The sequence below is a fragment of the Streptomyces sp. NPDC058697 genome (assembly GCF_042715345.1).
Taxonomy (GTDB): Bacteria; Actinomycetota; Actinomycetes; order Streptomycetales; family Streptomycetaceae; genus Streptomyces; species Streptomyces liliifuscus.
Map to the genome: position 1 here is coordinate 187424 of NZ_JBHXSU010000011.1, position 19605 is coordinate 207028.

21 protein-coding genes are annotated in these 19605 nt (G+C 69.9%); 12 read left to right on the forward strand and 9 right to left on the reverse strand.

Annotated features, from left to right (window positions below):
- Positions 1 to 15: 15 nt before the first annotated feature.
- Together ACFWXQ_RS25865 and ACFWXQ_RS25870 are read left to right on the forward strand one after the other, a co-directional pair.
- On the forward strand, positions 16 to 891 hold the full coding sequence (locus tag ACFWXQ_RS25865) for a carbohydrate ABC transporter permease (protein WP_383951773.1): 876 nt from the start codon (positions 16 to 18) through the stop codon (positions 889 to 891).
- Between the two features lie 168 nt (positions 892 to 1059).
- On the forward strand, positions 1060 to 2676 hold the full coding sequence (locus ACFWXQ_RS25870; RefSeq protein WP_383951776.1) for a glycoside hydrolase family 13 protein: 1617 nt from the start codon (positions 1060 to 1062) through the stop codon (positions 2674 to 2676).
- 22 nt (positions 2677 to 2698) lie between these two features.
- Here ACFWXQ_RS25870 and ACFWXQ_RS25875 read toward each other — a convergent pair whose 3' ends face one another.
- From ACFWXQ_RS25875 to ACFWXQ_RS25885, 3 genes are all read right to left on the reverse strand, one after another.
- On the reverse strand, positions 2699 to 3190 hold the full coding sequence (locus ACFWXQ_RS25875; RefSeq protein ID WP_383951786.1) for a nucleotidyltransferase domain-containing protein: 492 nt from the start codon (positions 3188 to 3190) through the stop codon (positions 2699 to 2701).
- A gap of 99 nt (positions 3191 to 3289) precedes the next feature.
- Positions 3290 to 3658, reverse strand: coding sequence for a low affinity iron permease family protein (locus tag ACFWXQ_RS25880; RefSeq protein ID WP_383951779.1), 369 nt, complete (start codon positions 3656 to 3658; stop codon positions 3290 to 3292).
- Positions 3659 to 3675: 17 nt separating this feature from the next.
- The gene (locus tag ACFWXQ_RS25885; protein ID WP_383951782.1) at positions 3676 to 3804 is read right to left on the reverse strand and encodes a hypothetical protein; all 129 of its coding nucleotides are present in this window, start codon (positions 3802 to 3804) and stop codon (positions 3676 to 3678) included.
- Between the two features lie 267 nt (positions 3805 to 4071).
- Between ACFWXQ_RS25885 and ACFWXQ_RS25890 the strand changes: the two genes are divergently transcribed.
- Entirely contained in the window at positions 4072 to 4422 is a 351-nt protein-coding gene (locus ACFWXQ_RS25890; protein WP_383951783.1) for a PRC-barrel domain-containing protein, read from the forward strand.
- A 194-nt stretch (positions 4423 to 4616) separates the two neighbouring features.
- Here ACFWXQ_RS25890 and ACFWXQ_RS25895 read toward each other — a convergent pair whose 3' ends face one another.
- Both ACFWXQ_RS25895 and ACFWXQ_RS25900 read right to left on the reverse strand, forming a co-directional pair.
- Positions 4617 to 5684: a D-2-hydroxyacid dehydrogenase gene (locus tag ACFWXQ_RS25895; protein WP_383951789.1), complete on the reverse strand. Its 1068-nt coding sequence runs from the start codon at positions 5682 to 5684 to the stop codon at positions 4617 to 4619.
- Positions 5684 to 6319, reverse strand: a complete 636-nt coding sequence (locus ACFWXQ_RS25900) for an RraA family protein (RefSeq protein ID WP_384086405.1) — start codon at positions 6317 to 6319, stop codon at positions 5684 to 5686. Before ACFWXQ_RS25900 ends, ACFWXQ_RS25895 begins: the two co-directional genes overlap by 1 nt.
- Before the next feature lie 626 nt (positions 6320 to 6945).
- Here ACFWXQ_RS25900 and ACFWXQ_RS25905 point away from each other — a divergent pair.
- The 7 genes from ACFWXQ_RS25905 (at position 6946) to ACFWXQ_RS25935 (ending at position 13753) form a co-directional block, all read left to right on the forward strand.
- A complete protein-coding gene (locus tag ACFWXQ_RS25905) occupies positions 6946 to 8355 on the forward strand; it encodes an MFS transporter (protein WP_383953136.1) in 1410 nt (469 codons plus the stop codon).
- A 23-nt stretch (positions 8356 to 8378) separates the two neighbouring features.
- Positions 8379 to 9185: a LamB/YcsF family protein gene (locus ACFWXQ_RS25910; protein ID WP_383953138.1), complete on the forward strand. Its 807-nt coding sequence runs from the start codon at positions 8379 to 8381 to the stop codon at positions 9183 to 9185.
- A gap of 23 nt (positions 9186 to 9208) precedes the next feature.
- On the forward strand, positions 9209 to 9952 hold the full coding sequence (locus tag ACFWXQ_RS25915; protein WP_383953140.1) for an allophanate hydrolase subunit 1: 744 nt from the start codon (positions 9209 to 9211) through the stop codon (positions 9950 to 9952).
- A complete protein-coding gene (locus tag ACFWXQ_RS25920; protein WP_383953142.1) occupies positions 9949 to 10986 on the forward strand; it encodes a biotin-dependent carboxyltransferase family protein in 1038 nt (345 codons plus the stop codon). The genes ACFWXQ_RS25915 and ACFWXQ_RS25920 overlap by 4 nt, the downstream gene beginning before the upstream one ends.
- A gap of 75 nt (positions 10987 to 11061) precedes the next feature.
- Positions 11062 to 11859 carry an SDR family oxidoreductase gene (locus tag ACFWXQ_RS25925; protein ID WP_383953144.1) on the forward strand — a complete coding sequence of 266 codons (798 nt, stop codon included), beginning with the start codon at positions 11062 to 11064 and terminating at the stop codon, positions 11857 to 11859.
- Between the two features lie 104 nt (positions 11860 to 11963).
- Positions 11964 to 13133, forward strand: a complete 1170-nt coding sequence (locus ACFWXQ_RS25930; RefSeq protein ID WP_383953146.1) for a pyridoxal phosphate-dependent aminotransferase — start codon at positions 11964 to 11966, stop codon at positions 13131 to 13133.
- Between the two features lie 32 nt (positions 13134 to 13165).
- Entirely contained in the window at positions 13166 to 13753 is a 588-nt protein-coding gene (locus tag ACFWXQ_RS25935) for a TetR/AcrR family transcriptional regulator (protein ID WP_383953148.1), read from the forward strand.
- Positions 13754 to 13815: 62 nt separating this feature from the next.
- Here ACFWXQ_RS25935 and ACFWXQ_RS25940 read toward each other — a convergent pair whose 3' ends face one another.
- The 3 genes from ACFWXQ_RS25940 to ACFWXQ_RS25950 form a co-directional block, all read right to left on the reverse strand.
- Positions 13816 to 14700 (reverse strand): NmrA family NAD(P)-binding protein, encoded by an 885-nt coding sequence (locus ACFWXQ_RS25940; RefSeq protein WP_383953150.1) that lies wholly within the window; start codon positions 14698 to 14700, stop codon positions 13816 to 13818.
- A gap of 83 nt (positions 14701 to 14783) precedes the next feature.
- On the reverse strand, positions 14784 to 16298 hold the full coding sequence (locus ACFWXQ_RS25945; protein ID WP_383953152.1) for an FAD-dependent monooxygenase: 1515 nt from the start codon (positions 16296 to 16298) through the stop codon (positions 14784 to 14786).
- A gap of 70 nt (positions 16299 to 16368) precedes the next feature.
- Positions 16369 to 17250: an NmrA/HSCARG family protein gene (locus tag ACFWXQ_RS25950; RefSeq protein WP_383953153.1), complete on the reverse strand. Its 882-nt coding sequence runs from the start codon at positions 17248 to 17250 to the stop codon at positions 16369 to 16371.
- A 203-nt stretch (positions 17251 to 17453) separates the two neighbouring features.
- Here ACFWXQ_RS25950 and ACFWXQ_RS25955 point away from each other — a divergent pair, with 203 nt between their 5' ends.
- Positions 17454 to 17942, forward strand: coding sequence for a MarR family winged helix-turn-helix transcriptional regulator (locus ACFWXQ_RS25955; RefSeq protein WP_383953155.1), 489 nt, complete (start codon positions 17454 to 17456; stop codon positions 17940 to 17942).
- A 135-nt stretch (positions 17943 to 18077) separates the two neighbouring features.
- A complete protein-coding gene (locus ACFWXQ_RS25960; protein ID WP_383953157.1) occupies positions 18078 to 19016 on the forward strand; it encodes an RNA polymerase sigma-70 factor in 939 nt (312 codons plus the stop codon).
- A 44-nt stretch (positions 19017 to 19060) separates the two neighbouring features.
- On the opposite strand, the gene ACFWXQ_RS25965 is transcribed toward ACFWXQ_RS25960, so the two are convergent.
- Positions 19061 to 19528, reverse strand: coding sequence for a winged helix-turn-helix transcriptional regulator (locus tag ACFWXQ_RS25965; RefSeq protein ID WP_383953159.1), 468 nt, complete (start codon positions 19526 to 19528; stop codon positions 19061 to 19063).
- Positions 19529 to 19605 lie beyond the last annotated feature (77 nt).

Below are 19605 nucleotides of genomic sequence, written 5' to 3' on the forward strand. Positions count from 1 at the left end.
GGGGGAGACACGGACATGTCCACTCGCACACTCATCTCACCCGCCCAACTGGCCCGCCCACGCGGCAAGGTCCTGTACTGGGTGTGCTTCGCCCTCGTCGTCGTCCTGTTCACGCTGGCCTTCCTCGGTCCGCTGTACTGGATGGTGTCCAGCGGGCTCAAGACCACCCAGGAAGCCGTCCAGACCCCGCCCACCTGGGTGCCGGGATCCGTCCACGCGGATAACTACCAGCGCGCCTGGGAGGTCATGGACCTGGCGAAACTCCTGATGAACACCCTCTACTATGCCTTCGGCGCGCTCGCCTTCCAGCTGGTGCTCGACGTCGCCGCCGCCTACTCGCTCTCCAAGCTGCGGCCCGTACTCGGCAAGGCGATCCTGGGGCTGATGCTCGCCACCCTGATGATCCCGGCGACCGTCCTCGTCGTACCGCAGTACCTCACCGTGCTGGACGTGCCGATCGTCGAACGCAATCTGCTCAACTCGCCCTGGGCGATCTGGCTTCCCTCGGTCACCAACGCCTTCAACATCTTCCTGCTCAAGCGGTTCTTCGACTCGATACCCAAGGAACTGCTCGACGCGGCGGCCATGGACGGCGCCGGCTCGCTGCGCGTCCTGTGGTCCATCGTGCTGCCGGTCTCCCGGCCCATCCTCGGTGTGGTGTCCATCTTCGCCGTCGTCGGCGTCTGGAAGGACTTCCTCTGGCCGATGCTCGTCCTGCCGGATCCGTCGAAGCAGACCCTCGCCGTCGGCATCTACTCGCTCGCCACCAGCGTGCCCGAGAACGTGCTGATCGCCTCGCTGACCATCGCGTCCCTGCCCACGCTCCTCCTCTTCCTCGCCTTCCAGCGCAACATCATGAGCGGACTGACGGCGGGCGGCCTCAAGGGCTGACCGAGCACACGCCGTACGGGCACCACCCGCAGTCACCCGCAGTCCGGGCACCGCCCGCAGCGAACACCACGCAGGTGCCCCCACCGATCCTCCGCCGCCGCCCCGTTCCCGACGCCTCGCTGTCCGGGGCGGCGGCGGAGACCACCCCTGCCCCGAAAGGACCGACACGTGGCAGCCCCTCAGCCCGGTAAGACCCCCGGCCACACCGACGACTGGTGGCGCGGCGCCGCCATCTACCAGGTGTACCCGCGCAGCTTCGCCGACGGCGACGGCGACGGCACCGGGGACCTCGCGGGCGTACGGTCGAGATTGCCCTACCTCGCCGAACTGGGCGTCGACGCGATCTGGTTCACCCCCTGGTACCTGTCCCCGCTCGCCGACGGGGGCTACGACGTCGCCGACTACCGCACCATCGACCCCGCCTTCGGCGACCTCGGCGAGGCCGAGCGGCTGATCACCGAGGCCCGCGAGCTGGGCATCCGCACCATCGTGGACATCGTGCCCAACCATGTCTCCGACCAGCACTCCTGGTTCCGGGCCGCGCTCGCCGCCGGACCGGGCAGTCCCGAGCGCAAGCTCTTCCACTTCCGGCCCGGCCGCGGCGAGCACGGCGAACTCCCGCCCAACGACTGGCCGTCGCAGTTCTCCGGCCGGACCTGGACCCGGGTCGAGGACGGCGAGTGGTACCTGCACTTGTTCACGCCGGAGCAGCCCGATCTCAACTGGGCCCACCCCGCGGTGCGGGAGGAACACGAAGAGGTGCTGCGATTCTGGTTCGAGCGCGGGGTGGCGGGCGTACGCATCGATTCCGCGGCGCTGCCCGCCAAGGACCCCGACCTGCCCGACTTCGTGGAGGGGCGTGACCCCCACCCGTACATCGACCGGGACGACCTGCACGAGATCTACCGCTCCTGGCGGCGGATCGCCGACGAGTACGACGGCGTCTTCGTCGGCGAGGTGTGGCTGCCGGACTCCGAGCGGTTCGCCCGCTATCTGCGCCCCGACGAACTGCACACCGCGTTCAACTTCTCCTTCCTGTCGTGCCCGTGGGAGGAGGCCCGGCTGCGCGCCGCCATCGACGACACCCTCGCCGAACACGCCCCGGTCGGCGCGCCGGCCACCTGGGTGCTGTGCAATCACGACGTGACCCGCACGGTCACCCGTTACGGGCGGCAGGACACCGCCTTCGACTTCGCCACCAAGACCTACAACACCCCGACCGACCTGCGGCTCGGCACCCGCCGGGCGCGTGCCGCCGCGCTGCTCACGCTCGCTCTGCCAGGCTCCGTCTACATCTACCAGGGCGAGGAACTGGGCCTGCCCGAAGCGGAGATCCCCCGGGACCGCATCCAGGACCCGATGCACTTCCGCTCCGGCGGAACCGACCCGGGCCGCGACGGCTGCCGTGTCCCGCTGCCGTGGACGGCCGACGCCCCGTACGCCGGATTCGGCTCACGCACAGAACCCTGGCTGCCGCAGCCCGACGGCTGGCCCGCCTACGCAGCCGACCGTCAGGCCGACGACCCCGAATCCATGCTCAGCCTCTACCGCGCCGCACTGGGCCTGCGCCGCGCCGACCCGGCCCTGGGCGACGGCCCGCTGCAGTGGCTGCCCGCCTCCGACGGCGTCCTCACCTTCCGCCGTGCGCCGGACCTGATCTGCGTCGCGAACCTGGCCGACACTCCGGCCGCCCTGCCGGACCATACGGAGATCCTGCTCTCCAGCGGTCCACTGGACACCGACGGCAGGCTGCCCTCCGACACGGCGGTGTGGCTGCGGAGTTGAGGGCACCCCGGCCTGCACCCGGTCAGAAGTGTGTGGTGACGCCGAAGACCCGTCGGAGCTGAGCCATGTCATGGCGGTCGTGGTCGGCCGGTTCGTACCCCTGATGGAAGTGGACCTGCTGCTCGGCCGAGAGACAGGGGACGGGGGTCCCCCGGATCGTGCCGCTGACGAAGCACGGGGCGGGATAGACGAACGGGCGGTGCGGGTCGGGGGAGGCCTGCACCGCGGACCCGTCCGCCGCGAAGACCAACGGGTGCAGATCGATCTCGCGACCGCGCGGGTCCGTGACCACGAACCGCACGGGACGCCAGTCGAGGGTCTCGACGAACCCGGCCTCCGCCAGAGCCGCCACGACGGCCTGCTCCTGGTCCTCGCGGTGCATCAGATCCAGGTCGCGGTGCCGACGCGTCTGCTCCCCGACCAGAATGTCGATGCCCCATCCGCCGCCCACCCAGACCTCGACATCCGCGGCACGCAGCAGGGCGAGAACGGACAGTACGTCAGCGGCGGTCATCACGCGGGCACGTTAGCGGTCCGGCGGCCGGGCGGGCGAGGGGATTTGCGCGGCGACGAGCGGGATCGGCCGAGTCGTACCGGGCCGTACCGGGGACGGTCAGGTCTGCTTTTCCATACCGATGGCCTTGCGGAGTTCCTCGCTCGCGGCGCCCGGCTCCTCCCGCCGGATCTCCAGCAACGCGGCGGCGATGGCGTCGAGTTTGCGCTGGATGGCGTGCTCGGCGCGCCGTTCGGAGTTCTTCAGCAGGGCCAGGAGCAGCAGTGACACGGCGGACATCGCCTCGCCCACCACCAGCAGCCACTGCGTGGGCAGCTTCAGCGCGTGCGCGGTGATCGCGCCGGCGACCAGGACGAGGCACACGCCGAAGAAGCCGGGGGAGCTGGTGAAGTTCGAGGCGTGTTCCGCCAGCCGCGTGAACCGGCCCGGTCGGTCGCCGTCACGATCGGAGGGGTGCTGAGGTGCCATGCGATCGCCGGCCTTCTTCACGAGGTCGGCCGGTCGGCGGGCGCGCCCAGGGACCGGCCGGACACATCGCCGAGCCGTCCGATCCGCCGCAGCAGCGTCTCCGGATACGCGTCGACCGCCGGAGGGGCGGCGCCTTGTTCACTCACCACAAGTCCTTTCTCGTATGTGCTCCCCGCCCGGCCACTGGTTCCGTGAGACACATGTGCCCGTTCACGTCACCAGTATGTGAGCGGCGGTGTCCTGGGCTGCCTGAAAAGCCTGCTGACCGACCACGAACGCGGCCCTCGAAGATGGGTGAACCTGGTGATGATTGCCGTCGGGGACGATGGGCACCCGGGGCGAGAAGAATTCAGGAAATAGGCGGCCGGGACGATTTATTCGGCCGTTCAGAAATAGATGAAGGAGATGTTTTTGTGAGTGCGGACATGTGGGGCTACCTGCCCACCACCGGCTACACCGCCGGCAGCAGTCTGATCGGTTACAAGGTCGAGGCGACGGACGGGAGCATCGGCAAGGTCGACAAGCACTCCGACGACGTCGGATCGTCCCACCTCGTGGTCGACACCGGGGTGTGGATCTTCGGCAAGCACGTCCTGATCCCCGCCGGTCTCGTCAGCGGCATCGACACGGCCGAAGAGAAGATCTACGTCGACCGGACCAAGGAGCAGATCAAGAACGCTCCCGAATTCGACAAGGACAAGCACACCGGGGACGCGGGCTACCACGACGAGCTCGGCGGCTACTACGGCGGCCACCGGGCGTAAGCCTGGTTCCCCGAACAGCCTTCGCGGGCTGCCGCCGGCAGAGTTCGGTCCAGTTGACCCGCAGGCGGCGCTCGGCGGAGGTGCTCCCGCGGCGTAGCGCCCGTCCGTGATCGCGGCTCTCGATCAGCCGGGGGTGGCCCACCGACACTGCTTCGGAGCCCGCACGCCTCCGATGCCTCGGCGTCAGTAGAACGTCAGTAGAACTCGACCGTGTCCACGCGGTTCAGCAGGCCCTCTCCGTCGAGAAGCCGCGTGGCGTTGGTGGCGAAGAGTTCGGCGATGAGGCGGTCCTCGGCGGGGCTGAGGGCGGCGGTGTGGGGGCTCACCAGGACGTGGTCGTGGTCCCAGAGGGGGCTGTGGGACGGGAGCGGTTCCGTCTCGAAGACGTCCAGTGCGGCGAAGCCGACTCGGCCGGAGTCGAGGGCCTCGATCAGAGCGGCCTCGTCGACGACGCTGCCGCGGCCGACGTTCACGAGGGTCGCACCGGGCCGGAGGGCGTCGAAGAACCGCTTGTCGAGCAGGTGCTCGGTCGCCGTGGTGCCGGGGAGCGTGTTCACGACGGCGTCCACCGTCGGTGCGACCTCGGCGATCCGGTCGAGGGGTACGACCTCGTGGACCCCGGGAACACCGGTGCCGCTCCTGCTCGTTCCGATGACCCTGGCGCCCAGCGCGTGCAGCTTCTGGGCGACGACCCGGCCGATGCCGCCGAGGCCGAGCAGCAGGATCGTCTGCTCGCTCACCTGCCCCATCGTCCAGCGGCCGCCCCACTCGTGATCGCGTTGCCCTCGGATCAGGCGGGGGAGGCCCTTGGCTCCGCCGAGTACGCCGAAGACGGCGAACTCCGCGAGCGGCTGCCCGTGCACTCCGGCGGAGGTGGTGAAAAGGACCCGCCCGAGCTCGTCGGCGGTGAGCCGCGCGGCCTTCACCTGGCTGCCGCCACCCGCGGCCATCGTGTGCACCCAGCGCAGCCGCCGGTTGGCGCGGACCGTTCGGGCCAGGGCGGCCGGGTCCACGTCCGGGATGCCGTAGAGCGCGTCGGCCGAGTCGAGCGACTCCTCGTAAGCCTGTTGTTGTGCCGGTGTGCGCCGCCAGGACGGGTCACCGGCGAAGTCGGCGGGCCACCGCATCGGCGGGAGCAGGGACGGGTCGACGACCAGGTCGATCCGTGGTTCCAGCGCGAGGATCCGCGCGCGGTTGTCCTCCGACAGCGGCGCGGCGACCGCGACCCGGAGCCTGCCGGGGGCTCGTTCCTCGGTTCCCATCAGGCGATTCGACTCCGCAGTTCCGCGACCTCGGCGTCGAGGTCGGCCTCGCGGGCGACGATCGCCTCGACCGCCGTCAGCGCCTCCTCGGCGCGATGGGGCGGGATGACGATGACGCCGTCGTCGTCGGCGACGACGATGTCGCCCGGATTCACCACGACACCGCCGAGAGCGACGGGTTCGCCGATCGTGCCAGGTCCGTTCTTGAAGGGGCCGGCGGGCGTGAGCCCGCGTGCGAAGACGGGCACGCCGAGCTTCTCGATGATCGCGCCGTCGCGGACATAGCCGTCGACGACCGCGCCGACGGCGCCGAACACGTCGAACCGCTGGGCGAGGTTGTCCCCGACGATGGCACGGCCGTCGTAGCCGAAGGCGTTGATGACCAGGATGTCCCCGGGGCGGATGTGGTCGAGCGCGGCGATCACCGCCTTGTTGTCGCCGGCGACGGTGAGCACGGGCAGCGCGGTGCCGACCGCCTTCGCCCCGTGCCAGACCGGCGAGATCCCGCCGTCCACGATGTTCAGCCGGTCCAGGGCGTCGCCGAGATTGGCCACGGAATGCTCACGGAACCGCTGAAGCACCTGCGGGTCCGGGCGGTCCCAGGCAGGGGCCACACGCACGTTGTCCTGGGTCATCACGGTCTCCTGCGGTTGGTGTCGGAGGGCGGGCGCCAAGGGTCCGGCCGTCCCGTCACAGCTGGGAAATGCGAAAGGTTTCGCGTTTCGCGAGTGTCAGTGTGCATCCATCCGTGCCGCGAGACAAGGGCGAACCGGAGGGGTGGCGGCCTTGTGGGGCGGGCTCGCGGGGTGCCTCGCGGGTGACTGCCGACCGGTCGGTGGGTGGTCGCCGGTCCGCCGTCTCTCCGGTGAAGTCCTGGTGGCCGAGTGTCGAACCGCGCCGGAATCGCAAGATTTACCTGGCGGCAACTTCCACCCTTGACCACCCCAGAATGCGAATCTATTCTCATTCGAGATTTGAGTCGCAACTTGGCTCGGATGTGCCCCTAAAGTCCGCTCCAGTACGTGCTCCACTGGCGCGAAAGGGGCGGGTGGGGGCGTCACCAGCCGTCCACCGACACCTCCAGACATCCTCCGACGACACCGACGCCGCTTGACCGCCGAGGTGTCATCGTCGCCTTCCCACGAGGATCCGGAACGCGGGCGGAACACCCCGGCACATGGGCGACCGCCGGCAGCGACGACGTTCAGCGTACGACTGTTCAGGACACCGTCCCCGGGGTCCACGACCTGAAGGTGAACGCATGACAACGTCAGATCGGCTCGACGCCACGGCAGATCGTCACGAGGCATCGTCGGACCCGCTCGACGCGACCACGGCCGACGCGACCACGGCCGACGAGGTCACGGCCGACGTGGTCACCGCGGACGGCAAGGTGGTCCGCAAGGCAACGGTCGCCGGAGCCGTGGGCTCCTTCGTCGAGTGGTACGACTACGGCATCTACGGCCTGCTCGTCACCTATCTCGCGATCAACATTATGGGGGAGGCGGAAGCCGGAGGGCTCTTCCTCACCAACGTCGGCTTCCTGGTCAGCTTTGTCGCGCGGCCGTTCGGCAGCGTCATATGCGGATACCTGGGAGACAGGCTCGGCCGGAAGAGGCTGCTCGCCAGTCTGCTGGTGCTCATCTCCGCAGCCACGGCGGCGATCGGTCTCATCCCCTCCCACGCCGCCATCGGCGTCGCCGCGCCCGTTCTGCTGGTCGCGCTCCGGGTGCTGCAGGGCTTCTCGGCCGGTGGCGAGGTGGCGGGCGCCATGTCGTTCGTCGGTGAGTACGCCCCGGACGCCCGCCGCAACTACATGATGAGCTTCATCGCCGTCGGTTCGTTCATCGCGCTCATGGTCGGCAGCGCCTTCTCGGCCGTCCTCATCTCCACGCTCGGCGACGACGCCATGGCCTCCTGGGCCTGGCGGATCCCCTTCCTCGTCGCCGTCCCGCTCGGCTACGTCGGCTTCTACATCCGCCGCCAGCTGGAGGAGACCCCGCACTTCAAGGCACTGCGCGAGCGCAACACCGTCGTACGCAACCCCCTGAAGGACGCGCTCACTTCCCCGCGGCACCTGAAGGCGATCGTGCTCACGATCTTCCTGCCCGCGCTCAACGGCCCCGGCTACTACCTGCTGTTCGTCTACATGCCGACCTACCTCAAGACCTCGCTCGGTGACGACAACAACTTCTCCATGCTGCGGGCGCTCACCGTCACGGCGTTCAGCCTGGTCGCCATCGCCGTCTGCATCCCCCTTATGGCCCGGCTGTCGGACCGTATCGGCCGCAAACCCGTGCTGGTGTTCTCCGCCGTCGCGATGGCCGTGGTGTCCTACCCGATGTTCCTGCTCATCACCACCGGGGAGTTCGGGCTGGCCTGCATCGGTACCACCGTGCTCGCGATCGCCTTCTCCGGCCACGCCGCCGTGGTGCACACCGTGCTCGCCGAGATGTTCCCGACCACGGTGCGCTACTCCGCCTACAGCATCGGGTTCAGCATCTCGACGATCATCTTCGGCGGCAGCGCCCCGCTGCTGATGACCGAGCTCATCGAATCGACCGGGTCCAATCTGATCCCGGCCTTCGCCGCCATCACCACCGCCCTGATCACCCTGGTCGCCATCGCGTTCGTACGTGAGACCAAGGGCCGTCCGCTGGCATCCCACTGAGCCGCCAACACCCGGGAGACACCATGGGAATCAACTCGGTAGCCGTCGTCGCCGACCTCGGCGAGAGCTTCGGCAACTACACGATCGGCGACGACGACGCCCTCCTCGGCCTCGTCACGGCGTCGAACATCGCGTGCGGCTTCCACGCCGGTGACCCGCGCGTCATGGACAAGACCGTCGCCGACTGCGTCGAGCGCGGCATCGAACTCGGCGCGCACCCCGGATACCCCGACCTCGTCGGGTTCGGCCGCCGGCTCATCGAGGCGTCGGAGGAGGAGATCCGCACCGACGTCCTCTATCAGCTGGGCGCGCTCGACGCCTTCGCGCGGGTGCACGGCGGGACGATCACCCATGTGGCACCCCACGGCCGGATGGGCTCGATCGCGCAGACCGACGCCAAGCACGCCCGCGCCATCACGGACGCGATCGCCGCGTACAACACGGACTACGTCGTGATCTGTCAACGCGGCCTGCTCGCCGAGGAGTCGCGCAGGCGCGGCCTCGAAGTCGGTTACGTGTTCCTGGCCGACCGCGGCTACGGCGACGACGGCATGCCCGTCTCGCGCTCGCACGAAGGGGGGCTCATTCACGACCCCGAGTTCATCGGCGAACGTTCCGTCCAGGTCGTACAGGAGGGCACCGTGCGCTCGGTCGACGGCAACGTCGTACCGCTCGGCCACGACGCCGACGTACTGCTCCTGCACGGGGACCACCCGACCGTCCTGCAGAACGGCATCGCGCTGCGGGCCGCGCTCGACAAGGCGGATGTCCGTGTCGCGGGTCTGCGGGACGTCCTGAAGGAGAAGGCCGAGGTCGCGCTCGCCCGTTGAGGGCAGCGCGCGGGAGTCAGCCGATGACCACTGCACCGTTCGGTACCGTCACCGTCGAGCCCTTCGGGGACTCGGCGGTGATGGTGACCATCCCCCACGCCGAACAGGCGATCCGCAGGTCCGCGATCGTCGCCTTCCGCGACCGGTTCCTCGCGCACCGCCCCCACGGCGTGCTCGATGTCGTCTCCGGTCTGGAGTCCCTGCTCGTCGAGTTCGATCCGCTGCGGACCGCGCCGGAGCACGTGGAGTACGCGGTCCGGCTGCTGGCCCGGTGGGCGCCTGGCGGCGGTTCGGGCGGCGGTCCGGAACTCCCGCGTGCGGTACGGGAGTTCGCTGTCCCGGTCGTCTTCGACGAGGAGACCGGGCCCGATCTGGCGTCCGTCGCCGAGGAAGTGGGCCTGGAGTCCGCCGAGTTGGTCGAGGCGATCGCCAAGTCCACCTTCACGATCGCTCTGTTGGGCGCGGCGATGGCCCCGATGATGGACGGGCTCGAACTGCCCGGGCCCGTACGCCGGCGCGCTGAGCCACGTACGGACGTCGTGCCCGGGTCGATCATGGTCGCCGGTGACAACGCGATCATCCAGCCGTTCCCCGGCCCGACCGGCTGGCGTGTGGTCGGTCGCACCCCGCACACCGTCGTCGACATCTCCCGCCCCGACCCCGTCTCGTTCGGCCCCGGCGACGTCATGCGCTTCGTCCCTGTCACACGGGACGAGGCGGCGGCGCTGGACGCCGGCTTCCTGCTGCCGGTGGAGGTGTCCCCATGACGGCGAAGAGGATGAAGACGACGGCGACGGCGACGAAGACCGTGGCGCTCGAATTCACCGGCACCGGATGGACCACCACCTTCCAGGACCTCGGCCGCCGCGACACGGAACGGCGTGGTGTCCCCACCGGCGGTGCCGCCGACCAGCACTCCGCGGTCGTCGCCAACCTCCTCGTGGGCAACCCCCGAGGCGCGACCCTGATCGAGAACCTCGGCGGCGAGTTGGCCCTCGTTCCCGACGCCGACGTCCTGCTCGCGGTGACCGGCGCCCCCGCCCGCGTCACCGTCGGCGGCGCCCCCGCCGAGAGCTGGTCGCCGCTGGTGGTGCCGAAGGGGCATGAGGTACGGGTCCACGCCGACGCCGGCCGGGGGACCCGCACCTATCTCGCCGTGAACGGGACGCTCGCCGCGGAGACCCTGCTGGGCAGCGCCGCCCCGGACGCCCGGATGGGGTTCACGCAGAACGTCACCCGGGGCTCGCGCGTACTGCTGGACACGGAGTTCCAGGGGTTCCGGCGCGGACTGTTCGAGCCGCCGCTGTTCCGGCTGCCCGTTCCCGTCCCGCGCTTCGACGAAGGGACCTGGGTCGTCGATGTCGTCGCGAGCCACGGAATCCACGCGATCCCCGGCATCCGCGAGGTGATCGAGGAGGCGGAGTACGTCGTCACCCCCCGCTCGAATCACGTAGGGCTGCGGCTCGAAGGGCCGGTGCTCCACCCGGACACCGACGCCGAGATCGTGTCGCACGGGGTTCCCGTCGGGGCGCTGCAGATCCCGCACGCGGACGAGCTCATCGTGCTGGGCAGATACCGAAGCCTGACGGCGGGCTATCCGATCGTCGGCGTCGCCTCACGGGCCTGTCTGCCGCTGCTCGGGCAGGCAGGTCCGGGGCGGCGGCTGCGGTTCCGCTGGACCGACCGCGAGAGTTCGCTCCGCCGGTTCGCGCGGCGCGAGGCGGAGGTGCGCGCGCTGGAACACGCGGTCGCGGAGGCGTTCGCCGCGCTCGGCTTCGAGACGTCCTTGCCCCGACAGTAGTTGAGAAGTTATTCTCATTTGAGCTGCACATCTCATATCGATCATGTCGAGCATGCTGATCATGGAGGAGGAACGGTGACGACGTCGGCCGGCAGAACCGCGCTCATCACAGGGGCCGGCAGCGGGATGGGGCTCGAAACCGCCAGGCTCCTCGCCCGGGACGGTGCCACCGTCGTGCTCGTCGGCCGCAGACAGGAGGCGCTCGACGAGGTCGCGGCCACGATCCGCGCCGAGGGCGGCACCGCCCTCGCCCTGGCTGCGGACATCACCCGCCCGGACGATGTGAAGCGGGTCCTCGACCGGGTCCACGCCGACCTCGGCCCGGTCGACATCCTGGTCAACAACGCGGGCAGCGCGTCGACGGTGCTCAACCCGCAGTGGCTCCCGCACGAGGAGTGGCGCCAGGTCCTGGACGTGAACCTCACGGCCGTCTTCCAGCTCACCCAGGCCGTGCTGCCCGACATGCTCGGCCGCGGCACCGGAACCATCGTCACCGTCTCGTCGCTCGCCGCCGTCAACCCCAACCTGCTCGGCGGCGCGGCCTACGGCGCCGCGAAGGCCGGGGTGCGCAACTTCATGACCTTCCTGCACAACACCTTCCGCAACCAGGGGCTGCGGGCCATCACCGTGCTGCCCGGCGAGGCGGACACGCCCATCCTCGACAACCGCGCGCGACCGCCGGCCGCCGAGGAACGCGCCCACATGGTGCAGCCCGAGGACGTGGCCGAGGCCGTCCGTCTGGCCGTCGCCCTGCCCCAGCGGGTCGTACTCCAGGAGATCGTCGTCGCCCCGACCCGGCAGCGGGACACCTCCGCCGACCTGGAGATCAGCCGCTGGGCGGGCGCCCCCGCCGACGCCTCACCACAGCCCTGACCGCAGACCTGACCGACCTCGTCCCCGTCCCCGGCCCCTGCTTCGAACACCCGCACCCAGCTCAGCAGCACCCGCTTCCAGCACCTCGCTTCCAGGAGGAGCGCATGCCGTCCACCGTCTCCACGTACCCGCCCCGGTTCGCCACCGCCGAGGCCGTCGCCCGGATAGCCGCCGCCTCCCGCCGGACGCAGCAGCCGCAGTCCAAGGGCGACCTCGTCTCCCTCGCCATGGGCGAGCCCGACTTCGACACACCCCGGCAGGTGACCGAGGCGGCCGACGCCTCGCTGCGCGCCGGACGCACCCACTACTCACCGCTGCTCGGCGAACCGGCCCTGCGCGAGGCGCTCGCCGAGAAGCTGCACGGCATCGCCGGAGCGCCGGTCTCCGCCGCCGACATCCTCATCACCCAGGGCGGCACCGCAGGCCTCGCCGCGTCGATCCTCTCCATCGTCGACCCCGGCGACAGGGTGGTCGTCCCGGACCCCACCTACTCCCTCTACGCCGACCTGGTCAGCATGGCCGGCGGCATCGTCGTACCCGTGCCGCTCGCCCCGGACCTGCACTGGGACCTCGACCGGCTCGCCGACGCACTCGACGGCGCGAAGCTCTTCGTCTTCTGCAACCCGGTCAACCCGACCGGCATCGTGCACAGCCGCGCCGAACTCGACGCGCTCGCCGACCTGTTGGACGGCACGTCCACAATCGTCATCTCCGACGAGGCGTACTCCGACCTCGACTACACCGGACGCCCCTTCACCTCGGCGATCTCCCTCGACGGCCTGCGCGACCGTACGGTCTACTGCCAGACCTTCTCCAAGAGCTACGCGATGACAGGCTGGCGCGTCGGCTACCTCTGGGGCCCCGCCCCGCTGATCCAGGCGGCCGCGCGCATCCACAACACGTTCAACGGCTCGGTGAACACCTTCATCCAGGACGCGGCTCTCGTCGCAGTACAGACCTGCGACGCGGACATCGCCAGGATGCGGGCCGCCTACGAGGAGCGCGGCGCGATCATGCGCGCGGGACTCGCCGAGATCCCGGGCCTCACGCTGAGCGCGTCGGAGGGGGCGTTCTACCAGTTCCCGCGCTACGACCTCGATCTGCCCGCCGTGGAGGTCGTGGCGGCACTGCGCACGCACGGTGTCGCGGTCCGGCCGGGGAGCGAGTTCGGCGCCCGGGGCGAGGGGCACCTGCGGCTGTCGTACGCTGCCAGCCCGGAATCCATCTCCGAGGGTGTTCGCCGCCTGGCATACGGCCTCTCGGCCCTTCAGTGAACGCCGTCCCACAGGCAACGGGGAGTCGACCCATGCGCAGTGACACCGAGCGCAACCGCAGGTACCTCATCAAGGCCGCCGCGCTGCTGTTCGAGAACTCGCCGACACCCGTGAGCCTGGCCGAGATCGCCAAGCAGGCCGAGGTGTCGACCGCCACGGCGTACCGGCACTTCTCCTCCGTCGAGGAGATCCTGCATGCCTTCCGGGCCCAAGTCGGCTCCGAACTGCGCGACTTCAGCGCACGGCAGACCACCCGGGGCATGGAGCGGCTGGAGACGGTGTCCCGCTACTGGGTGTCGCTCGTCCTCGAACACGGCGGGGCGATGGCACAGATGCGCTCGCACCGCGGATACCTGGAGCGGCTGCGCGAAGGCACCGGTTACCTCGCCCCGCAGGCCGAGGCGCTCGCCGAACCGCTGCGGCAGACCACCGAGGAACTCGGGCTCGGCGACCTGGGCGACGAGGCCCTGTTCCTGTGGAACCTGCTGTTCGACCCCCGCGACATCCTCGACCTCATCAAGAGCGGCCACACCGAGGACGAGGCCGCCACCCGCCTGGTGACCGCCTTGCGCGGCGCCCTCATCGGCTGGTCGGCGGCGGCGGCGGACCGGGGCCGCTGAGGGCGCTTCCCCAACAGCTCGTCACAGCCCGTCAAGTGTCGATGTGACCGGTGTTCAGCGTGTCACTGGCCGGGGATCGGGACCGCCCATCCGCTGGAGCGGATCCACGCAGGCAGGTCCCACACGGTCGGCTCGATCACCTTCACTGCTTCGATGTCGGCCTGGAAGGCAGGCGTCTCCTGCAGCCAGCGGAACATCGCCCGCAGATGGGGGTTGTCGTCGAAGGCCTGCAGCGGCAGAGCCTCGTAGCGGGCCGGCAGCCCGGCGTGTTCGCCGAAGGCGGCGGCGATCTGACTGCCGGTGCGCTGGTCGCCGGCGATCTCGATGGCGCCGCCGGGCGCTTCCGCGGCTCCAAGGAGGAAGGTGGCGCTGATCTGCCCGATGTCGCGGATCGCGATCAGCTGCAGTGGGAGGTGATCGGGCAGCGGCATGCGCAACACGACCTCGCCGTCCTCCACGCTCGGCCCCAGGGACGGCAGATGGTCCATGTAGACAACCGGTCGGACCAGCGTCGCCCGCAGGCCGGACTTCTCAAGGCGCTCTTCCAGGTGGCGCTTGGACTCGAAGATCGGTACGCCCGAGTCGCGGTCGGCACCTCCGACCGAGCTGAAGACCACGTTCGGCACGGCCGCCGCGACAGCCGCCTCGATGAGGGCGATGCCCTGGCGCGTCTCGCCGTCGACGTCGTGGGTGTCACCTTCGAGGGTGGTCATGAAGAAGAACGCGTCCACCCCTTCCAGCGAGGCCGACAGCGACGCGGCGTCACCGACCTCGACGCGGACGAGCTCGACTCCTCGGTCGGCGAGTGACCGTGCCCGGTCGGAGCCAAGGTCACGGACGAGGCCGCGTACGCGCGCTCCACGGGACAGGAGCGCGTCGATGACCGCTCCGCCCTGTACATCCAATGCGTCGAAGACAGCGATCGTGCCTGATGACTGTGTGTTCATGATTCCTCTTCTCGTCTGTACATGGACAACCGGTGCGACGGCGATCGGCAGCCGGCGGGCCCTGTGGCATCCCGGTGCCGGCTCTACGGCAAGGGCGATCCGAACCAGGTCTCCAGCGCGGTACGCAGCCCCGTGATGTCGGTGACCGGGTCGCCGGCCCAGCAGACGTAGCCGTCCGGTCGCACCAGGAAGGCGTCCGCGGGCGGGGTGTCAGAGGCGGGCACCGCCGCGGTGACGACGTCGACCCGGTCCTTCCATGCCATGGCCGCATCGCGGGCCTCGGCCGATTCGGTCAGGAGGGCCAGTACACCGTGACCGTCGCGGAAGCAGGAGCTCAGATGACGTTGCGACCGCGGGGTCACCACGGCCACGTCCGGCATCCGCCGTCCGGTCAGGGGATGCGTGCCCACGATGTCGTACCTGGTGTCCAGCGCCGCTCCGCGTTCGGCGAAGTGGCGGTTGACCTCCGGGATCCGAAGCAGTTCGTCGAGCAGGTCGCGCACATCCTGGAGGCCGGGGTCGGGGTCGAGCAGCAGCGCCTGGAGCCGCGCCTGGCGCAGCATCAGCTCGCCCGCCGGATGACGCTCGCTGTGGTAGGTGTCCAGCAGTGCGTCACCACCCCGGCCGTGGACGGCCGAACCGAGTTTCCACCCCAGGTTCATGGCGTCCTGCACCGCGGCGTTCATACCCGGGCCGCCCGCGGGGAACTGCACATGCGCGGCGTCGCCGGCGAGGAAGACACGTCCCTGCCGGTACCGTTCGGCCTGCCGGTTGCTGTCCGTCAGCCGGGTCAGCCACCTGATGTCGTGCAGCCCGAAGTCACTGCCGGCGATCTCGACGAGCGCGGCCCGCATCTCCTCCTCGGACACGAGGGCATGACGATCGGCGACGGTCCGCCCGTAGAAGAACGTGAAGATCCGGTAGATGCCCGGTTCGGGGAGCGGGACCGCCGAGAACCAGGTCCGTTCCTCCGGCCGCACGACGCCGTACGGGCGCAGGGGCCCCATGCCCTCGCCGACCGGCAGTTCGTCGCTGAACCTGCCTTCGGCCAACAGCCAGTAGAGAGTCGGTCCCTGGCCGGGGAAGGCGATGCCGGCGAGCTTGCGGGTGGTGCTGCGCCCGCCGTCGCAGCCGACCAGGTAGCGGGATCGGATCTCGTACTCGCCGTCCGGCCCGCGGATGCCGGCGGTGACCCCACCCTCGTCCTGTTCCAGCCGGACCAGCTCGTGCCCGCGCCGGAAGTCGGCACCGAGCTTTCGGGCACGCGCGGTCAGTATCTCCTCGACGTCCTCCTGCGGGCGGTACGCCGCGTGCGGATGGCGGCTGTCGAGGCCCTCGTACGTGAGTGGAGTGGGCAGGCTGGCGAAGTTGCCGTTGTGAAGCAACGGCGCACCGTCGAGGAGTTCCTCAAGCACCCCGCGGAGCTCGAACTCCTCAAGCGTACGAGTCTGCACACCCAGCCACTTGTGGTCGGACTGTTCGGTCAGCCGCTCCACGACCAACGTCCGCACACCTGCCAGCCCCAGCTCACCGGCGAGCAGCGCGCCCGCCGGACCGCCACCGACCACCACTACGTCAACGTCAACATCAACGTCCATCGATGCGTTTCCTTTCTGGACGATCGACACCTCTGAATCGGCACCTCTGAATCAGCCGCGCCGGCGGTTGTCACCGGCCCGGGAGCGTCCAGCCGGTGGAGCGCAGCCACGTGGGCAGGTCCCACGCGCTCGGTTCGATCGCCTTCACCGCGTCGATGTCGGCCTGGTAGGCAGGCGTCTCCGCGAACCAGCGGAACATCGCCCGGGTGTCCGGGTTGTCGTCGAGGACGTGCAGGGGCAGGGCTTCGTACCGCGCCGGGAGTCCGGCGTGTTCGCCGAAGGCGGCGGCGATCTGACTGCCGGTGAGCTCGTCGCCGGCGATCTCGATGGTGCCGCCGGGCGCCTCGGCGGTGCCCAGCAGGAGAGCGGCGCTTATCCGGCCGATGTCGTGGACGGCGACCAGCTGCAGCGGGATGCCGTCGGGCAGCGGAATGCGCAGCACGATCTGGCCCTGCTCGACGCTCGGTGCCAGGAACGAGAAGTTCTCCATGAAGGCGACCGGGCGGACTGTCGTCGTCCGCAGGCCGGACTGCTGGAGGTACTCCTCCACACGGCGCTTCGATTCGAAGTGCGGTATGCCCGAGTCGCGTTCCGCACCGCCCACCGAGCTGAACACGACGTGCGGCACGGCCGCCGTGACCGCCGCGTCGACGAGCGCGGTGCCCAGTTGAGTCTCGCCCTGGATGTCCGCGAGGGAGTGCCCTGCGGGGGTGGTCATGAAGAAGAAGGCGTCCGCCCCCTTGAGCGCCGCCGACAGCGACGTGGCGTCGCCGATCTGAATGCGCGCGAGCTCGGCTCCGCGGTCGGCGAGCGCCTGTGCCCGGTCGGACTCGGGGTCGCGTACGAGGGCGCGTACGTGCGCGCCGCGGGTCAGGAGCGCGTCGACGACCGATCCGCCCTGCTGGCCTGTGCCGCCGAAGACGGCGATCGTGCCGGCTGACTGTGTGCTCATGGTTGCTTCTCTCTCTGGGGCTGCCTTGGTCCGCCGGGGTCTGCTCCGGAGTTCGCAGAGAACGCGTCCGGGCGCGCCGGAGCGATGGCGTGCGCCGGGCGAGCCCACGACGGCGGACAAATAGTTCTTGCCGTGAACTAAAGTAGTTCCTGCCGTGAACTTCCGCAAGGTAGGCTGGCGTTCAGTGAAGGAAGGGTGCGCCGGTGACAGAGAACGACGGCTTCGGAAACAACCTGGTCTGGCTGTCCGTGCTGGTGCAGCGCCGGTACGCGCAGATCTGCGCCGACCACGACCTCACCCCGGTCCAGGCGACACTCCTGTGCGTGATCAAGGATCAGCCGCAGGGCATGGGCGAACTCGCGCAGCTGCTCGGCGTGGCCAAGAACGCGCTCAGTGGTCTTGTCGACCGCATCGAACGGCGCGGACTGGTGCAACGGGAAACAGTCCAGCGCGATCGGCGGGCGGTCACACTCGGCACCACCGCACTCGGCAAGGAGATCGTCGACGCGCTCTACGCCGACGTCGGCCGGCGCATGCCCGACATCGCCGGCGTACTGCCCGCCGACGAGCAGCACCAGCTCGCAGACTCCGTCGCCCGCATCACCGCCCGGCTGGTGGCATCGCCCATGCCCGACGCCACCCCCCAAGGCCGACAGCGAACAGTCGCCGGGACGGACCACGCCGGAAAGTGATCAACGAGCCCCCAAGGTGGTCCTGCGGGGCGGTTGTGTGACGTGCGCCACCGCTCAGGGATGTCACAGAGCGGCGGTGGCCGGCGTCTTGTGCGCGTGACACCTTCGACAGCGAACAGGCAGGAGCAGCCGGCGATGAGCGAGTACAGCGAGTGCGCAGAGGACACGGCCGGGCAGCCCGCCGACGGCGGACGCACGGACCCCGCCACCGAGGCGTTCGTCGCTCATCGGAACCTGCTGTTCACCGTCGCCTACGAGATGCTCGGCTCGGCCGCCGACGCGGAGGACGTCCTGCAGGAGACCTGGCTGCGATGGGCGGGCGTCGATCTAGGCACCGTGCGGGACCACCGGGCGTACCTGGTCCGGATCACCACACGCCAGGCGCTGAGCCGACTGCGTACGCTCGGCCGCCGCAAGGAGTCCTACGTCGGCTCCTGGCTGCCGGAGCCGCTGCTCACCACGCCCGACGTGGCCGAGGACGTCGAGCTGGCCGACAGCGTCTCGATGGCGATGCTGCTGGTACTGGAGACTCTGCAGCCGACCGAGCGGGCGGTGTTCGTGCTGCGCGAGGTGTTCGACCTCGGGTACGACGAGATCGCCGAGGCCGTCGACAAGAACCCGGCCGCTGTCCGCCAGATCGCGCACCGGGCACGAGCCCACGTCGCGGCGCGCAGGCCACGCGGTGTCGTTTCTCCGGCCGAGACCAGAAACGCCCTCGACGCATTCCAGCGAGCGGTCAACACGGGCGACCTGCAGAGCCTGCTCGACACCCTCGCGCCGGACGTCGTCCTCCTCGGCGACGGTGGCGGAGTCAAGCAGGCCGTGCTGCGTCCCATCGTCGGGGCCGACAAGGTGGCCCGCCTGCTGATCGCCGGGCTCGGCAGGGTCGCCGACGCGGTGTCGATGCGGCCCGTGCAGGTCAATGGCCACCCGGCGCTGATCGTCCGGCTCGACGGCGAGCTCGACACCGTCGTGGCGGTGCGCATCGACGACGGCCTCATCACCGGCCTCTACGCCGTACGCAATCCCGAGAAGCTGTCCCACATGGAGCGGGCGACCGCCCTGCGCCGCTGAGTACGGGCCCCTCGGGAACGAACCATCCCGAGCGGGCCCGGGGTTCAGGAGCGGAGGCGGGCGCCGGGTCCCGGTCGGGCGGTGACTTCCCTGGGGGTGAGCGTGGAGTGCTCCGCGGAGCACTCCACGACGACGCGGACCGGAGCGTCGCAGTCGGTGTGGCGGACGTCCAGTACCGGGCCCTCGGCGCCGAGGGCGTAGGCCTCGCCCCACTGGCTCAGCGCCATCAGGACGGGCCACAGGTCCCAGCCCTTGCGGGTCAGGCGGTACTCGTTGCGGGAGCGGCTGCCCGCCTCCTGGTACGGGACGGTCTTCAGGATCCCGGTCGAGACCAGCTTCCGGAGACGGTCGCTGAGGACGGCCTCCGACAGGCCGATGTGACGGTGGAAGTCGTCGAAGCGGCGGACGCCGTTGACGGCGTCACGCAGGATCAGCAACGTCCATTTCTCCCCGACCACGTCGAGCGTCCGCTGGACGGGGCAGTTCTCCGTGCTCGCCTCAAGCCACTCCATCCCGCCATCGTAAGGGCCTGGCTTCGTCATTGACAGTCAGGTGAGCCGGAAGCTAGCTTCGTTTGCAAAAGTCAGAC

What these genes read in the sequence shown, in the direction of transcription:
- ACFWXQ_RS25930 (WP_383953146.1), top strand. Translation starts at nt 11,964, where the DNA reads ATGCCGTCCACCGTCTCCACGTACCCGCCCCGGTTCGCCACCGCCGAG.
- ACFWXQ_RS25880 (WP_383951779.1), bottom strand. Translation starts at nt 3,658, where the DNA reads ATGGCACCTCAGCACCCCTCCGATCGTGACGGCGACCGACCGGGCCGG.
- ACFWXQ_RS25865 (WP_383951773.1), top strand. Translation starts at nt 16, where the DNA reads ATGTCCACTCGCACACTCATCTCACCCGCCCAACTGGCCCGCCCACGC.
- ACFWXQ_RS25910 (WP_383953138.1), top strand. Translation starts at nt 8,379, where the DNA reads ATGGGAATCAACTCGGTAGCCGTCGTCGCCGACCTCGGCGAGAGCTTC.
- ACFWXQ_RS25935 (WP_383953148.1), top strand. Translation starts at nt 13,166, where the DNA reads ATGCGCAGTGACACCGAGCGCAACCGCAGGTACCTCATCAAGGCCGCC.
- ACFWXQ_RS25915 (WP_383953140.1), top strand. Translation starts at nt 9,209, where the DNA reads ATGACCACTGCACCGTTCGGTACCGTCACCGTCGAGCCCTTCGGGGAC.
- ACFWXQ_RS25940 (WP_383953150.1), bottom strand. Translation starts at nt 14,700, where the DNA reads ATGAACACACAGTCATCAGGCACGATCGCTGTCTTCGACGCATTGGAT.
- ACFWXQ_RS25875 (WP_383951786.1), bottom strand. Translation starts at nt 3,190, where the DNA reads ATGACCGCCGCTGACGTACTGTCCGTTCTCGCCCTGCTGCGTGCCGCG.
- ACFWXQ_RS25965 (WP_383953159.1), bottom strand. Translation starts at nt 19,528, where the DNA reads ATGGAGTGGCTTGAGGCGAGCACGGAGAACTGCCCCGTCCAGCGGACG.
- ACFWXQ_RS25900 (WP_384086405.1), bottom strand. Translation starts at nt 6,319, where the DNA reads ATGACCCAGGACAACGTGCGTGTGGCCCCTGCCTGGGACCGCCCGGAC.
- ACFWXQ_RS25895 (WP_383951789.1), bottom strand. Translation starts at nt 5,684, where the DNA reads ATGGGAACCGAGGAACGAGCCCCCGGCAGGCTCCGGGTCGCGGTCGCC.
- ACFWXQ_RS25920 (WP_383953142.1), top strand. Translation starts at nt 9,949, where the DNA reads ATGACGGCGAAGAGGATGAAGACGACGGCGACGGCGACGAAGACCGTG.
- ACFWXQ_RS25945 (WP_383953152.1), bottom strand. Translation starts at nt 16,298, where the DNA reads ATGGACGTTGATGTTGACGTTGACGTAGTGGTGGTCGGTGGCGGTCCG.
- ACFWXQ_RS25905 (WP_383953136.1), top strand. Translation starts at nt 6,946, where the DNA reads ATGACAACGTCAGATCGGCTCGACGCCACGGCAGATCGTCACGAGGCA.
- ACFWXQ_RS25950 (WP_383953153.1), bottom strand. Translation starts at nt 17,250, where the DNA reads ATGAGCACACAGTCAGCCGGCACGATCGCCGTCTTCGGCGGCACAGGC.
- ACFWXQ_RS25960 (WP_383953157.1), top strand. Translation starts at nt 18,078, where the DNA reads ATGAGCGAGTACAGCGAGTGCGCAGAGGACACGGCCGGGCAGCCCGCC.